This window comes from Nocardioides bizhenqiangii (genome assembly GCF_034661235.1).
In the GTDB taxonomy this organism is placed as follows: Bacteria; Actinomycetota; Actinomycetes; order Propionibacteriales; family Nocardioidaceae; genus Nocardioides; species Nocardioides bizhenqiangii.
This window is the reverse complement of record NZ_CP141059.1, coordinates 2,818,879-2,833,676: the sequence shown is the minus strand read 5'-3', so window position 1 is coordinate 2,833,676 and position 14,798 is coordinate 2,818,879. Positions and strand designations below refer to the sequence as shown.

At 72.6% G+C, this 14,798-nt stretch carries 15 protein-coding genes; 10 read left to right on the top strand and 5 right to left on the bottom strand.

Annotation, left to right across the window (positions count from 1 at the left end; all coding sequences use genetic code 11):
• Window positions 1-7 precede the first annotated feature (7 nt).
• Complete coding sequence (locus SHK19_RS13770) at window positions 8-1,315, bottom strand: phytoene desaturase family protein (RefSeq protein WP_322455533.1); 1,308 nt, start codon at window positions 1,313-1,315, stop codon at window positions 8-10.
• A gap of 19 nt (window positions 1,316-1,334) precedes the next feature.
• Window positions 1,335-1,808 carry a YbaK/EbsC family protein gene (locus SHK19_RS13765; RefSeq protein ID WP_322936563.1) on the bottom strand — a complete coding sequence of 158 codons (474 nt, stop codon included), beginning with the start codon at window positions 1,806-1,808 and terminating at the stop codon, window positions 1,335-1,337.
• Between the two features lie 74 nt (window positions 1,809-1,882).
• Here SHK19_RS13765 and SHK19_RS13760 point away from each other — a divergent pair, with 74 nt between their 5' ends.
• From SHK19_RS13760 to SHK19_RS13740, 5 genes are all read left to right on the top strand, one after another.
• On the top strand, window positions 1,883-2,338 hold the full coding sequence (locus tag SHK19_RS13760) for a hypothetical protein (RefSeq protein ID WP_322455531.1): 456 nt from the start codon (window positions 1,883-1,885) through the stop codon (window positions 2,336-2,338).
• A gap of 98 nt (window positions 2,339-2,436) precedes the next feature.
• Window positions 2,437-2,892 (top strand): SAV_6107 family HEPN domain-containing protein, encoded by a 456-nt coding sequence (locus SHK19_RS13755; protein ID WP_322936562.1) that lies wholly within the window; start codon window positions 2,437-2,439, stop codon window positions 2,890-2,892.
• Window positions 2,893-2,935: 43 nt separating this feature from the next.
• A complete protein-coding gene (locus tag SHK19_RS13750) occupies window positions 2,936-3,670 on the top strand; it encodes a methyltransferase domain-containing protein (RefSeq protein ID WP_322936561.1) in 735 nt (244 codons plus the stop codon).
• Window positions 3,671-3,703: 33 nt separating this feature from the next.
• Window positions 3,704-4,894 (top strand): DNA polymerase IV, encoded by a 1,191-nt coding sequence (gene dinB / locus SHK19_RS13745; protein ID WP_322936560.1) that lies wholly within the window; start codon window positions 3,704-3,706, stop codon window positions 4,892-4,894.
• A gap of 175 nt (window positions 4,895-5,069) precedes the next feature.
• Window positions 5,070-5,516, top strand: a complete 447-nt coding sequence (locus SHK19_RS13740; RefSeq protein ID WP_322455527.1) for a DUF3040 domain-containing protein — start codon at window positions 5,070-5,072, stop codon at window positions 5,514-5,516.
• Between the two features lie 65 nt (window positions 5,517-5,581).
• Here the strand turns inward: SHK19_RS13740 and SHK19_RS13735 are convergent, their stop codons facing one another.
• Genes SHK19_RS13735 through SHK19_RS13725 form a run of 3 tightly spaced genes read right to left on the bottom strand, consistent with a single transcriptional unit; the run spans window position 5,582 to window position 10,243 of the window.
• A complete protein-coding gene (locus SHK19_RS13735; protein ID WP_322936559.1) occupies window positions 5,582-7,951 on the bottom strand; it encodes a transglutaminase family protein in 2,370 nt (789 codons plus the stop codon).
• A complete protein-coding gene (locus SHK19_RS13730; protein ID WP_322936558.1) occupies window positions 7,948-9,201 on the bottom strand; it encodes a DUF58 domain-containing protein in 1,254 nt (417 codons plus the stop codon). Before SHK19_RS13730 ends, SHK19_RS13735 begins: the two co-directional genes overlap by 4 nt.
• A gap of 31 nt (window positions 9,202-9,232) precedes the next feature.
• On the bottom strand, window positions 9,233-10,243 hold the full coding sequence (locus tag SHK19_RS13725) for an AAA family ATPase (RefSeq protein ID WP_405030506.1): 1,011 nt from the start codon (window positions 10,241-10,243) through the stop codon (window positions 9,233-9,235).
• Window positions 10,244-10,518: 275 nt separating this feature from the next.
• Here SHK19_RS13725 and mraZ point away from each other — a divergent pair, with 275 nt between their 5' ends.
• The 5 genes from mraZ to SHK19_RS13700 all read left to right on the top strand — a co-directional run bounded on the left by mraZ (window position 10,519) and on the right by SHK19_RS13700 (window position 14,794).
• Window positions 10,519-10,941: a division/cell wall cluster transcriptional repressor MraZ gene (gene mraZ / locus SHK19_RS13720; protein WP_322455524.1), complete on the top strand. Its 423-nt coding sequence runs from the start codon at window positions 10,519-10,521 to the stop codon at window positions 10,939-10,941.
• 227 nt (window positions 10,942-11,168) lie between these two features.
• Window positions 11,169-11,330, top strand: a complete 162-nt coding sequence (locus tag SHK19_RS13715; RefSeq protein ID WP_322936557.1) for a hypothetical protein — start codon at window positions 11,169-11,171, stop codon at window positions 11,328-11,330.
• 13 nt (window positions 11,331-11,343) lie between these two features.
• Window positions 11,344-12,324 (top strand): 16S rRNA (cytosine(1402)-N(4))-methyltransferase RsmH, encoded by a 981-nt coding sequence (gene rsmH / locus SHK19_RS13710; RefSeq protein WP_322936556.1) that lies wholly within the window; start codon window positions 11,344-11,346, stop codon window positions 12,322-12,324.
• A 103-nt stretch (window positions 12,325-12,427) separates the two neighbouring features.
• Complete coding sequence (locus SHK19_RS13705; protein ID WP_322455521.1) at window positions 12,428-12,997, top strand: hypothetical protein; 570 nt, start codon at window positions 12,428-12,430, stop codon at window positions 12,995-12,997.
• Window positions 12,998-13,015: 18 nt separating this feature from the next.
• Window positions 13,016-14,794: a peptidoglycan D,D-transpeptidase FtsI family protein gene (locus tag SHK19_RS13700; RefSeq protein WP_322936555.1), complete on the top strand. Its 1,779-nt coding sequence runs from the start codon at window positions 13,016-13,018 to the stop codon at window positions 14,792-14,794.
• Window positions 14,795-14,798 lie beyond the last annotated feature (4 nt).

Here is a 14,798-nt window from a genome sequence, read left to right as displayed (position 1 = left end):
ACGCCGGCTACTTCGCGGGTCCGATCGCCTGCGCCACCAGCGCGGCGGACTGGGCGACGAACGGCACCCCCGCGCCCGGCGCGGCGTGCGCGCCGGCGGCATACACCCCCGCGATCGGCGTGCGCGGGCCGAGTCGGTAGCGGACCGTCCCGCGGCCCTGCCACAGGACGCCGCACGGAGAGCCGTGCCACTGCTCGACCAGGTCGCGCGGGGACAGGTCGACCCGGGTGACGACCTGCTCGCGGACGTCGATCTTGTGGCGCGCGAGGGCCTCGAGGATGTCCTCGGCCAGCTTGCCGCGCCCGTGCAACGTCCAGGCGGTGCCGCCCTCCGGCGCGCTGCCGCCGGTGCGGATGATGATCATCGGGTCTGCGTGGAGCACGAGCTCGGCCGGCAGGTCGGGTACCTCGCCGACCAGCCCCAGATGGGCCACCACGGGCGGGAGCGCGGGCATGGTGCGCTCGACGACGCCGGCCAGGGCGGGCAGGCGTCGCGGGTCGACCGCGACCACGACCGCGTCGACGTCGATCTCGCCGGACTCGACGGACACCGCCGCCACCCTGCCATCGCGGACGACGAGGTCGCGGGCCGCCGTACCGGTGAGCACGGTGACGCCACGGGTCTCGAGACGTGCGGCCAGCAGGTCGACGATCCGGGCCATCCCGCCGGGGACCGTCCACGCGCCGAAGGACTGCTCGAGGTAGTTGGTCACGCCGACCCACGCCGGCACGTTGCGCAGGTCGTGCCCCTCGGCCACGGCGCGGTGACCGGCGACCAGGCCGAGCCTGTCGTCGCGGAAGTCGCGGCGCAGCCGCTTGTGCAGGGTCTCGCGGGTGTTGAACAGCGAGTCGAGGTCGCTCGGGACGTCCCGCGGGTCCCACGGCACTTCGACGTAGTTCTTGCGCAGCACGTCCCAGACCGGGGCGTAGGTGTCGACGTGGCGCACCCACGCCTCGCCCAGCCCGGGGCCGAGCCCGTCGAACGCCGCGAGCTGGGCAGCGCGGGATCCGCCGGGCACCCGCACCGACGTGCGGTCCTCGAACCGGTGCTCGGTGATCACCTCGAGCGGCTCCAGCTCGCCGCCGAGCTCGGCCTCGAGTGGACGGCCGGACTTGCGGAACAGGTCGCGCAGGGCCGCTGGCAGCAGGGTCGACGTCGCCGAGCCGTCCCAGGTGTAGCCGTCCTCGCTGACCGCGCCGAGCGCACCGCCCAGCGTCGCCGAGGCCTCGACGAGCACCACCTGGTGCCCGGTCTTGGCGAGCCGGGCCGCCGACGCGAGCCCGGCCAGCCCGCCTCCGACGACGACGATCCTCATCGGCGTCCTCTCCGGTCGATCACTCGACGTCGATCGGGCTGGCGCCGGTGAGGCGCAGCAGCTCGTCGTAGGTCGTCGAGAACACCGCCGCCGGGTGGCCGGCCGCGGCCCACACGACGTCGTACCGCTGGAGCCAGGCGTCGAGGTACGTCGGCACAGGGGCCGGGTGGCCGATCGGCGAGACCCCGCCGATCACCTGCCCGGTGTGCTCCCGCACGAACTCGGGGGAGGCCCGCCGCAGCTTCGCCACGCCGACGCTCGCGGCCGTCTTGCCGGTGTCCACCCGGTGCGCCCCGGACGTGAGGACGAGCACCGGCGAACCGTCGGCGTCGAAGAGCAGGCTGTTGGCGATCGCCCCCACCTCGCACCCCAGCGCTTCCGCAGCGAGTGCGGCGGTGTGGACGGCATCGGGCAGAATGACGATCTCGCCAGCTCCGCCGCGTCGCGCGTGCTCGGCGCGGAACCGGCTGATCGAGGGATGGTCGGCCGACATGGGTGTGACCCTAGAGGACGGGCCGACACGGTGCCGCCGGGGTTCGGGTGCGTCGAGGACGTCGAGGAGGACGGATGGGCAAGCGACCGGCAGCGGTCGACCTGGCGACCTGGCTGATCTGGCTCCAGGTCGTCGCGGGCCTGGTGGTCTGCGTGCTCGTCGTGGTCCTCCGGGACGACCTCGAGGAGGCCTGGTCACCGGGGAGGACAGGCGACAGCACGGTGCAGCCGCTCGACTTCGTGCCGGTCATCCTGGTGCTCTACGGCGTCGTGGCCGTCACCGCGTTGACCCTGATCCCGCTGCTGCGGTCCGGTCACAACTGGGCCCGGCACGCGCTCGCACTGATCTCCGTCAGCATCCTGCTCTCGACCCTCGCGACCGTACGGACCATGCCCCCGCCGCTGTTCCGAGGTCTCATCATCGCCGCTGCCGTCATGAGCGCGGTCACGCTGGTCTTCCTGTGGCACCCCGACGCGCGGCGCCACTGCCGCGAAGCCGCGGACCTCGACCGGGCCGACGTCCGGCCCTGACCACTGACGCACCGTCAGGTCTTGACCTCGTGTCGGGGGAGCGGTGTACCTTGATCTTGTTCGAACACATGTTCGAACGCCGATCCGAGGAGTCAGCCATGGCCAGCGAGCAGCACCTGCTTCCACACCCCGACCACCTGCCCGCCACCACCCACTCCTACCTGCGGCGTGCGGCGGAGTCCCTCAGCGAGGCCGTCGGCTCGCGTGACGTCGCCGAGCGCTACGCCTGCGCCCACGTGGCCGCGCTGCGCGCCGCGGCCGCACTCCTCGCCGCCCGGGCGCGCCCCGCGCCGGCCCGCCGGCGCCAGCAGAAGAACGCGTGGGTGCTGCTGACCGAGGTGGCCCCCGAGCTCGGGGAATGGGCGTCGTTCTTCGCCTCCGGCGCCGCCAAGCGGGCGGCCGCCGAGTCCGGATCCACGCGCTCGGTCACCGAGCGCGATGCCGACGACCTGGTCCGCGACGCGGATCGGTTCCTGGCTGTCGTCGAGCAGGCTCTCGGCCTGACCCCGCACGTCCCGCTCGGCGACCAGCTCGCCGGGCGTGCCGCAGGCTGAGGGACCCGTCGGCATCACCGGCACTCGCACTAGTGTTGCCGTCATGGTCTCCCGTGAGCGGCCCGGCGAGCGCCCGGGCTCGGTCCGCACCGCCGTGGTCTGGGACGCGCTCGGGCCGGTGCTGTCAGCGGCGCCGTGCGACGTCGTCGACATCGGCGGCGGCACCGGGGGCTTCGCGGTCCGGGTCGCCCAGGCCGGGCACCGGGTCACCGTCGTGGATCCGAGCCCCGATGCGCTGGCCGCACTCGCCCGGCGAGCGCGGGAGGTGGGCGTCGAGGTCGCCGGCCACCAGGGCGACGTCTCCGGGTTGCTCGACGTGGTCGGGACCGACAGCGCAGACCTGGTCCTGTGTCACGGGCTGCTCGAGGTCGTCGACGCCGGCGAGGCGCTGGCCACGATCCGCAAGGTCCTGCGCCCCGGCGGCACCGTCAGCATCCTGGTCGCGCAGCGGCACGCGGCGGTCGTGGCCCGGGCGATGGCCGGCCACCTCCACCAGGCGCTGGCGTTGCTCGACGGCGACGAGCAGGCCGAGCGTGCGGGACGGGCCTCCCGCCCGGCCCGCCGGTTCACCGCCGCCGAGCTCGGCGCGCTGGTCGAGCAGGCGGGGTTCGCCGTGTCGGCCGTGCACGCCGTCCGGGTGTTCACCGACCTCGTGCCGGGCTCGCTCCTCGACCATGAGCCCGGCGCCGTCGCGGCCCTCGTCGACCTCGAGCGCGCGGTGGCCGAGCTGCCCGAGTACCTCCCGCTCGCGACCCAGATCCACCTGCTGGCGACCTAGGGCACGTCTCCTTATCCCGCGCCGGTCGGCGCGATGACCGCGCCGCACCTGCTCCACGTCGACATGGACGCGTTCTACGCGTCGGTGGCGATCCGTGACCGCCCGGAGCTCCACGACGTGCCCGTCGTCGTCGGTGGCGGCCACCGCGGCGTGGTGCTCTCGGCCAACTACCCCGCCCGTGGCTACGGCATCCGCTCGGGGATGTCCGGGGGCGAGGCACGCCGGCTCTGCCCGAGGCTGGTCGAGGTCCCCCCTGACTTCGACGTCCTGCGGCCGGTGTCGAAGGCGATCATGGAGACCTTCCGTGGGTTCAGTCCGGTGGTCGAGGTGATGTCCCTCGACGAGGCGTTCCTCGACGTCCGTGGCGCGGCCCGGTTGTTCGGGCCGCCGGAGGTGATCGCAGAACGGATCCGCTCCCGCGTCCGTGCCGAGCACGGGATCACCTGCTCGGTCGGTATCGCCGCTGCGGTCTCGGTCGCCAAGCTGGCGAGCCGGCGGGCCAAGCCCGACGGGGTGCTCGCCATCCCGCCCGAGCGGTTCGTCGCGGTCGTCCATCCGCTCGACGTCGGCGAGCTCTACGGTGTCGGCGAGGCGACCCGCCAGCGGCTCCACCGGCTCGGCCTGATCACGGTCGGCGACGTCGCCCGGGTGCCGGTCGCCGAGCTGCGGCGGATGGTCGGCGGTCACCTGGGCGGCCATCTCCACGCCCTCGCGTGGGGGGCCGACCGGAGCGAGCTCTCGCCAGGCGGGGCAGGGACGTTCGGCTTCGGCGAGGGCGTGCCTGAGGGCAGCATGGGTGCGCAGCACACGCTCGCGGCCGACACCCGTGACCGCGACCGGCTCGCGCGCGAGCTGCTCCGCCTCTCGACCCGGGTGACGGCTCGGCTCCGAGCGGCGGACAAGGTGGGCCGCACGGTCGCGATCACGGTCCGGTGGAGCGACTTCCGCACCATCTCGCGGTCGCGGACGCTGCCCGAGCCGACCGACGTCACCCACGACGTCTACGAAGCGGCCCTGCTGCTGCTCGACGCGGTCTTCCCGCTGCGGATGGCAGTGCGGCTGGTGGGCGTCAGGGTCGAGGGCCTCCGGCCGCGCCGCGAGATCGGCGGCCGGCAGCTGGTCATCGGCGAGCCGGACCCGGGGTGGCCCGACGCCGACCGGGCGGTCGATCGGGCGACCGATCGGTTCGGCCCGACCGCCGTACGCCGGGGGAGCCTGCTGTAGGAACGTGGCCCAAGTGATTCGTCGCGGCGACTGGTCCGGGCTGATCATGGGTACCAACCGTTCGAATACACCTCGAGGAAATGCCGTGGACGGCTACCGGTCAACGCGGAGCCTGCCTACACTGAAGATTCAGAACTTCGACGCCAGTCGTCGACCGCATGTGTGGAGGAAACCGGTGCCACTCTCCGAAGAGGAGCTGCGACTGCTCGAGCAGATGGAGCGGGCGCTCGTCGAAGAGGACCCGAAGTTCGCCTCGACCCTCCGTGGCACGACGCTTCGCCAGGCCGCCCGTCGCCGGGCGCTGCTCGCCGGATTCGTGTTCGCCGTCGGGATCGCGGTGCTGATGGGCGGCGCGATCAGCGGCTACTGGCAGATCGGCATCGTCGGATTCGTGATCATGCTCGGCTCGGCGACGATCGGCCTCAGCGCCGTGCGAGGTCAGGGCCTGGGCGGCCAGCAGAAGTCCGGTGCCGAGGCGGCCGCGGCCGCCCACCCGTCCGGCTTCGGTGTCATCGACGGCGGCCGGTCCCGCAGCCGCCGCCCCGGCCGGGCCAAGTCCTCCGGCTCCTTCATGGAGCGCGTCGAGGAGCGGTGGCGCCGCCGCAAGAACCGCGGATTCTGACTTAGATTGCGCGAGCGCACGCGGTAGACGCAGTCAGTGGTGACGGTCGGTGGGCGGCAGCGCGGTTACACGCCGACCAGTTGGTCGTGGTCGACGGAGTCTCGTGTCGACCGCTGCCACAGCGAGCGGGGCAGCCACCGGGCCCGCAACGCCACCCTCCGGGTGACCCCGGCCTCCAGCGACGCGCAGCAGGTGCGGGCGTCGTCGGCCAGCGCGACGTCCGGCACGGCCGAGCCGGGGCGCGCGTAGCGAGCGAGCTCGAGCGCGGACACGAGCCGCTCCAACGCCGCGGCCGCCTCCGGATCGGCGTCGGGCCCGGTGCGGGGACGCTCGGGACGATCGCTGTCGCTCCGGTCGCCGAGGTGGTCGACCAGGAACCGTCCGACTTCGTGCGGTGACCGCCCGGTCGGCCAGGTGAGCCCGAGGTCGATCGCCGTCGATCGCAGCTCGTCCCAGACGTCCTCCGGCGTCCCGGCGAGCCTGCGGGTGCGGGCGCGCCCGCGGAAGAAGCGGGGCGCCAGCGCCAGGGCGCCGATCAGGGCGAGCGCCAGGAGCAGCAGGGCGACCCGGAGCACGACCACGGTCCAGTCGACGCCTTCGTCTGCGGCGTCGTCGCCGCCGGCGGCCTGGTCCTGCGGCACGACGCTCGCGGTCGGCCCGCTCGGCTCCGGGATGTCCGCGCCGGTCGGTCCGGTCTCGGTCGGGCCGGTGTTGTCGGTGGGATCCGAGACGTCGACCGGCACCGCCGCGTAGTCCGGCACCGGCCCGGCGCGGCCCGACGGGGTGGGCTCGAACCGGACCCAGCCCGCGCCCTCGAAGTACAGCTCGGGCCAGGCGTGGAGGTCGTAGGAGCTGTACTCGTAGTTGCCGTTGCCCAGGTCGTCCGGCTGGAGGAAGCCGACCGCCACCCGCGCTGGGATGCCGACGATCCGCGCCATCACTGCCATCGCTGAGGCGAACTGCTCGCAGTAGCCCGTGCGTCCGTCGGGTGCCGTGGGGCTGAGGAACGTCTCGAAGACGTTGCCGCCGATGCCCTCGGGGGCGTCCTCCAGGCTGTACTCGAAGTTCCTGCGGAAGAACGCCTGCAGCAGCAGCGCCGCCTCGTAGTCCGAGCGAGTGCCGACCGTCTCCGACACCGCCAGGTTGCGGACGATCGACGGCAGCCCGCCCGGCACTTCGAGGAACTCAGAGTCCACCGCGTCGGTCGCGGAGTCGAGGAAGAACTCCCCACTGGTGCCGTAGTCCGGCTCCATGCCCTGGACCGACCACTCGAGGTCCTCGGTCGTCAGGTCGTCGGGCACGGCGAGGAAGTCCATGGTGTCCTCGTCGAAGCGCCAGTCGCCGACGGCCTCGACCGAGGACGCGGGGAACTGGGTCGGCAGCCAGGAGGAGTCGAAGGCGTCGCTCGCCTCGAACTGGTACTCGTAGAGAGTTCGGGGTACGTCGGGGTCCATCCCCTCCGGCGCGGGGAGCTCGCCGGTGGCGGTGTTGGCGTCGGCGACACCGCGATCGCCGCTGCTCCACTCCAGGCCGGTGAACCGGTTGAGCACCGCGACCCGGAGGTAGTCGGGGGAGGGGTCGTCGGTGTGGAACCGGATCAGCGGGATGTCGTCGTCGCGCTCGAGGTCCCTGCGCAGGTCCGCGCGCGGATTGCGGATCTCGATGTCGTCGTCGCCGTCGCCCGGGCCGATTCCGAGCAGGTCGAGGTTGAGGACGGGGACGAACGGGGGGAGCAGTACCGCGATCACGGTCGCCGTCACGCCGATCCGGCCGGCGCCGACGCGCACGGCGTCGACGACCGGGTTGGCCTCGACCCACGGGTTGGCCTCGTCGGGTCCGAGCGGTCGTCCCCACCGGAGCAGGTGGTCGCGGCTGTCGAGGTGCAGCAGCGCCAGGAAGCCTGCGGAGGCGAGCAGAAAGGCGACCAGCCCCGGGCCCGACTGGACCAGGCCGGCCGGCACGGAGTAGATGGCCAGCAGCGCGAGGCCCGCGACCGGGACCCGGCGCAGCGTGCAGGCGAGGAAGTCGACCAGCACCAGGAAGAACGCGCCACCGAGGATCATGAGCGGGGCGACCGAGGGCACGTTGGCCTGGATGGGGGCCTCGTAGGTGCGGGCCGATTCCATGGCCAGCTCGAGGGACCGCGCGACCTCGTCGCCGGTGGCGCCCAGCGGGATCGGACCGCCGCCCAGCTCGCTGCTGACCATCGCGACCGCGAGCGCCGCCTGGACCGCGACGATCGCGAGAGCCGGGCTGCCGAGCCAGCGGAGCCCGGCTCCGGCAAGGCACACGACCATTCCCGTGGCCGCCAGCGGCGCGAGGTAGGAATCGGAGTTGGTCAGGAAGCCCCGCCACGCCATCAGGGCAGCCCACGTGGTGCCGGTCGCGATCAACGCCAGCAGCAGGGTGTAGCCGAACGTCTGCCCGCCCTTCATCGGCCGCCCCTGGTGCTGGCGACGCCGGCTGCCGCCGCCGCCCTGCCGGAAGCACGTCCGAGGTCGCGCCAGGCGGAGTCGAGCCGGTCGCGGGGTCCGAGCGTCACCGTTCGCCAGCCGAGGCCGGCGACGGACGGGGACGGGCCGGGCTGCCCCTGGGCGGCGCGACCGGCCCACTGCTCGACGTCGAGCACCATCGCCAGCGCCGTACCGGCATCGTGCCGGATCTGGCGGAGGGCGATGCTGTCCCTCTGCTCGAGGCCACCGAGCACGGCGACGACCAGGCCGCCCCGGGTCTGGTCGCCGGTCCAGCCGACGTCGATGACGGCGGTCTGCCTCGTCGTGACGAGAGCGAGCCGCTCGAGGACGGCGGTGGACGTCTCGTCCGCGCCCGAGCCGTCCGCCAGCACGAGCCGTACGGCGTAGCCGTGCTGGTCGAGGTGCAGCACGAGGGACGCGGCGGCCACCACCGCGAACTCGAAGCTGGAGCCGAGGCCTTGCCCGCGGTGGGCACGAAGGCGGTTGTCGAGCAGGACCGTGGCGCGGGCCTCCCAGGGCTGTTCCTCACGGCGCACCATCAGGTCGCCCACCCGCGCGGAGCTGCGCCAGTGGACGCGGCGCAGCTCGTCGCCACGGCGGTACTCGCGGACGCTGACGTCCTCGGCCGAGCCGGCGGCGAACGCCTGCGGCCGGTGCTCGCCCGACCCGCTCCAGCCGCCCATCACCGGGATCCGCGGCAGGACCACGGTCCGGGGCGTGACCACGAGCGGTGCCACGCCGGGGACCATCCGGCGGAGCTCGATCAGACCGAACGGGTCGGCGATGCGGATCGTGAGCGGCCCGATCTCGAACCGGCCGCGCACGTCGGAGCGGACCTGGTAGCTCACGCGCCGCTGCCACTGCCGTGCGATGCCCTGCAGCACGAACCGCGGCCGGGTGCCGAGGGCGTAGGGCACCTGGTCCTCGACCAGGATCGCGCCGGCACTCGGGCGGCCCGCGTTGGTGAGCTCGAGGTCGATCCGCGCGGGCTGCCCGGCCGCGACCAGCCGCGGGTGAACCGACCGCGTCACCGCGAGTGCGTAGCGCCGCCGCCCGATGACGAACGCGGAGACGAGCGGGAGCGCGACGACGAGGACGCCGATCCGGGTCAGCGTCGACTGCCCGAGGAGCACGGCGCAGCAGATCGCGGTGACGCCCGCGGCGAGGAACGCTCGGCCGCGGAGGGTCAGTCCCGCCAGTCCGTCACGCATCGCCGTGTCTCATGTCGCGCCGCGCCGGCCGTCAGGAGCGGATCTCGGGGACCGGCACCTGCGCGGCGATCCCCTCGAGGATCGCGCCGGTGCCGCGACCGCCCACGGCCGCCTCCGCGCTCGGCAGCAGCCGGTGGGCGATCACGGGGTGCACCAGTGCGCGCACGTCGTCGGGCAGCACGAAGTCGCGCTGGTGGAGGGCGGCGTAGGCCTTGGCGGCCCGCACCAGGTGGAGCGTCGCCCGCGGCGAGGCACCGAGCAGCAGCTCGGGGTTCTCCCGAGTGGCGGCGGTCAGGGAGACGGCGTACCGCTGGACCGCCTCGGAGACGTGGACCTGGCCGACGATCCCGCAGAGCTTGCGGAGCTCGGCACTGTCGGTGACCGGCTCGAGGTCGTCGAGAGGGTTGAGCTCGGTGTGCGAATTGAGCATCGCGATCTCGGCCGCCGGCACCGGGTAGCCGATCGACACCCGGGCCATGAACCGGTCGCGCTGCGCCTCGGGCAGCGCGTAGGTGCCCTCCATCTCGACCGGGTTCTGGGTCGCGATCACCATGAACGGCGGCTCGAGGTGGTAGGTGACGTTGTCGACGGTCACCTGCCGCTCCTCCATGCACTCCAGCAGCGCGGACTGCGTCTTGGGGGAGGCGCGGTTGATCTCGTCGCCGATCACGATGTTGGCGAAGACGCCGCCGGGCCGGAACTCGAACTCGCGGGTCTGCTGGTTGTAGACGGAGACGCCGGTGACGTCGGACGGCAGCAGGTCGGGCGTGAACTGGATCCGGCGCACCGTCGAGTCGATGCTGCGGGCGAGCGACTTGCTGAGCATGGTCTTGCCGACACCGGGGACGTCCTCGAGCAACAGGTGCCCTTCGGCCAGCAGCACCACGAGCGCGGCGGAGACGACCTCGCTCTTGCCTTCGATGACGCGCTCGATGTTGGAGCGGATCCGGCCGGCCACCCGGGCGACGGTCGCGACGTCGGCCCCGGTGGGGTGGTGCGGTTGCCCCGCGGTCGGATGAGGGGTCGGCGACTCCACGTGCAGGTCTCCCGTCTCTTGCGCGCCCTTCCAGCGTAGGGCGCGCGGTAGGGCAAAGGTACGGCGCCGGAGCAACCTAACCCTAGGGAACGGCTCCTGAGGTCACGGAGCGGTCACGCGTTCGCATCGACCGGCGTCCCCCTCCACCACGCTCCACGCGGCTGCCGGGGGTCTGGCCTGCGCAAACGCGTCCGCACCCATGCGAAACACGCCGTTGGGTGGTTGACGGTGGGGGAAAGTGGAGTACTGTGGGGGAAAGTGGAGGAAGCAGGAGGTGCCCGATGCTCTTCATGGGCACCTACACCCCCAAGCTCGACGACAAGGGGCGCCTCTTCCTCCCGGCGAAGTTCAGGGATCGACTGTCAGAGGGGCTCGTGGTGACGCAGGGTCAGGAGAACTGCCTCGTCGTCTGGCCCTCCGACGTGTTCGCGGAGGAGGCCGACCGCGCCGCGGCCCGGCCGATGACCAACCGCGCCGCACGCCGTTACGCACGGGTGCTGTTCGCCGGCGGCGACGAGGGCACCCCCGACAAGCAGGGCCGGATCGGCATCCCGGCCCACCTGCGCGACTACGCCGGACTCGATCGCGACGTCGTGGTGATCGGTGTGCGCGACCGGCTGGAGATCTGGAACCCCGACCGCTGGCGGGAGTTCCAGGAGGACGCGATGGGTGACTTCGTCGACCTCGACGAGGACGACGACTGAGTCACCGACGGCCGGTCGGCGCGACCGGGAGCACAACTCCATAGCGATCCGCAGGACGAGGTCTCTGGCCCGCTCCCGCTGCCTTCTGGGGCACCTTCCCCGGCACCAGACGGCAACCCCACCGGGAGCGGGCGGGGGACCTGGTCCTGCGGATCGTTCAGCAGCAGACGTTTCTTCAGCTTCTTCGTTTCTCGCGGGCAGGGTCAGGGGGTCGAACCATGAGCGTGATGGGCGCGAGTGCAGCCGGGACGGTCGGCACCGCAACCGAGGTCGGCGAACCCCGGGTGCGTGAGCTGGCCCGCGAGGCCGTGACCCTGATGGCGTTCTCGGCCGGGGTCTCCCTCACGGTCTTCCTGATCGTCCTGCTCGGCTTCTGGTTGGGTCACTGAGGGCCACCCGGCGATGACGACTCCCCGACACGTCCCAGTCCTGCTCGACCGGGTCGTGGCGCTCCTGACACCTGCGCTCGACCACAGTGGCGCCGTCCTGGTCGACGCGACCCTCGGCCTGGGCGGCCACACCGAGGCGGTGCTCGCCCGGTGCGAGCTGGCGCGGGTGATCGGGATCGATCGCGACCCGCGTGCGCTCGAGCTCAGCCGCGAGCGACTGGCGCCGTACGGCGACCGGTTCACCGCGGTCCACGCCGTCTACGACGAGATCCCCGACGTGCTCGCGGACCTCGGCCTCCCCGAGGTCGACGGAGTGCTCTTCGACCTCGGCGTCTCCTCGATGCAGCTCGACCTCCCCGAACGGGGCTTCGCGTACGCCGTCGACGCTCCTCTCGACATGCGGATGGACCCCTCCGACACAGGGCACGGTCCCACCGCGGCCGACGTCCTCAACACCTACGCGGCGCCCGACCTGCTCCGCGTGCTGCGGGAGTACGGCGAGGAGCGCCACGCCCGCCGGATCGTCGACGCGATCGTGCGCGAGCGCGCCCGCGCACCGTTCACCACGTCCGGACGTCTGGTGGCCCTGCTCTACGACGTCATCCCGGCCCCGGCCCGTCGTACCGGCGGCCACCCCGCCAAGCGCACGTTCCAGGCGCTGCGGATGGAGGTCAACGACGAGCTGCGGGTGCTCGAGCGGGCGGTGCCGGCCGCGATCGACGCGATTGGCGTCGGCGGCCGGGTGGTCGTCGAGTCCTACCACTCCCTCGAGGACCGGGTGGTGAAGCGGGCGTTCACCGCCGCCAGCCGGAGCGACGTGCCCGAGGACCTGCCGTTCGTGCCCGAGGGTCACGAGCCGGCACTGCGACTCGTCACCCGCGGCGCCGAGCAGGCGAACGCAGACCAGATCGCCGAGAACCCCCGCGCCGCGTCCGTGCGGCTGCGCGCCATCGAACGAGTTCGACCCCGGACCGACGGCAAGGGAGCCGCATGAACACCCCACGAAGTTCTTCGCCTCCCCCAGGCGGTCTGCTGGCGACCGCCGACCCGCACCTTCTGTCCTCCAGCGAACAACTCCGCAGGGACCCCGAAAAATCATGAGCAGCACCGCAGCCCAGGTCCGCGCGCGGCTCCCGCGGATCGCCGAGATCGCCGTCAAGCGGGCCCGGCTCACCGTCGTACCGCGGCCCCGTACCAAGCCCCGCGCCCCGCGGGTGCCGTTCGTGACACTGGTCAGCGTCATCCTGCTGGCCGGGGTCATCGGCCTGCTGATGTTCAACACCTCCATGCAGCAGGCGTCGTTCCGCGCGGCCGCGCTCGAGCAGCAGGCCGACGACCTGACCGCCCAGCAGGAGGCGCTCCGCCTCGAGCTCCAGGCGCTGCGCGACCCCCAGCGGATCGCGACCGAGGCGCAGCGGATGGAAATGGTGCTGCCGGCCGGCGGACCGCTCGTGCTCGACCTGGCCACCGGCGACGTGCTCGGCGACCAGAAGCAGCCGGCGGTGCCCGGATTCGATCTGCCGGGGAGCGTCCCCAGCCCGAAGAAGCCCGCCGCGCTCGACCCGGATCCCGTTGTCGAGCGGATCGGGGCCCGCGGGGACCGCGGCGACGGCGGGCGCGGGAATGGCGACCGCAACGGCGTGCCGGACCGGGCGCGCCAGCGCTAGCGATCTAGGTTTGAGGGTGTGACCGGACCTAGCCGACCCCGCACGGCCGGTAGTCCGCTGCGCGCGTCACCACAGGTGCGGCTCAAGGTGGGGTTCGTCTTCATCGCGATGGTGCTGTCGGTCTTCGCGGCGCGCCTGGTCCAGCTGCAGGGAGTCGACCCCGACCGGTACGCCGAGATGGCGGCCGCCGAGGGCTCGGTCATCGTCTCCCTGCCCGCCACCCGCGGGGAGATCCTCGACCGCAACGGCGATCCGCTCGCGGAGTCGATCGACGGTCGGATGATCATCGCCGATCCGACGCTGACGAGCGACGACGCTCCGGAGCTCGCGACGTTCCTGGCCAGGCGACTCGACCTCGACTACGTCCGCGTGCTCGAGCGGCTCCGGGTGGAAGACAGTCGGTTCCAGTACATCGCCCGCCAGGTGCCGACGTGGCAGGCGGAGGCGGTGGTCGCGGAGGCAGAGGAGGAGGGCTTCGTCGGCCTCTTCATGCAACGCGACCCGGTGCGGATCTATCCCAACGGCGACCTGGCGGCCAACCTCGTGGGCTTCCTCGGCACCCCACGCCGGGACGGCTCGGCGCGCGCCCTCGCCGGGTTGGAGGACGCGTTCGACGACTACCTCTCCGGCGTGGACGGCGAGGCCCGCTACGAGATGGGCGCCGGCACCCAGATCCCGCTCGGCGACAACACGGTGAGCCCCGCGGTCGACGGCACGGACCTGAACCTGACCATCGACAACGGGCTGCAGCACTTCACGCAGGGTGTCCTGCAACAGACGGTCGAGGGGTCCCACGCGGAGTCGGGGATCGCCATCATCATGGACAGCCGCACCGGTGAGATCCTCGCGCTGGCCGACTATCCGAGCTACGACGCCAGCGAGCCGCAGGAGTGGCCGAAGTCGCGCTACAGGTCGAGCGCGCTGACCGACGTCTACGAACCCGGCTCGACCGAGAAGGTGCTCACCCTGAGCTCGGTCATCGACGCCGGTCTCGGCCGGCCGCTGCAGCAGTACGTCGTACCGCCCGTGCTCAACCGGCAGGACCAGCCGATCCACGACCACTGGGTGCACGGCGTCGAGCACCTCACCCTGACCGGCATCCTCGCCAAGTCCTCGAACATCGGCACCGTCCTCGCCGCCGACGAGTTCGCGCCCGGCGAGCTGCGCTCCTACCTGACGGCCTTCGGGTTCGGTGAGGAGACCGGGATCGGCCTCCGCGGCGAGACCAAGGGCATTCTCCCGGAAGGCGCGGAGTGGACCGACCAGGTCGACGACCGGATCGCGTTCGGCCAGTCGCTGTCCGTCAACGCCGTGCAGATGATCGCCGCGGTCAACACCATCGCCAACGACGGCGTGCGGATCGACCCCAGCCTCGTCGACGGCAGAGCGACGCTGGACGACGGCACCGAGGTCGGCACCGAGCAGGCCGACGAGCGCCGTGTGATCAGCACCAGGGCGGCGCGGCAGACTGCACTGATGATGGAACGAGTGCTCGACCCGGTCGACGGCGCCGCGCCGCTGGCCGCCGTGCCCGGCTACCGGATCGCCGGCAAGACCGGCACCGCGCAGCGGGTCGTCGACGGCAGCTACGACGGCAGCCACACCGCGTCGTTCGTCGGGTTCGGCCCGACCGACGACCCGCGGTTCACCGTCTACGTGGTGGTCCACGACTCACGCACCGGTGGCGGCGGCACCGTCGCCGGCCCGGCGTTCGCGAAGCTGATGAGCCACGCTCTCCGGCGGTACGGCGTGCCCCCGACCGGGACCCGCGCCTCGCAGCTCCCCGTCGAGTGGTGACGGG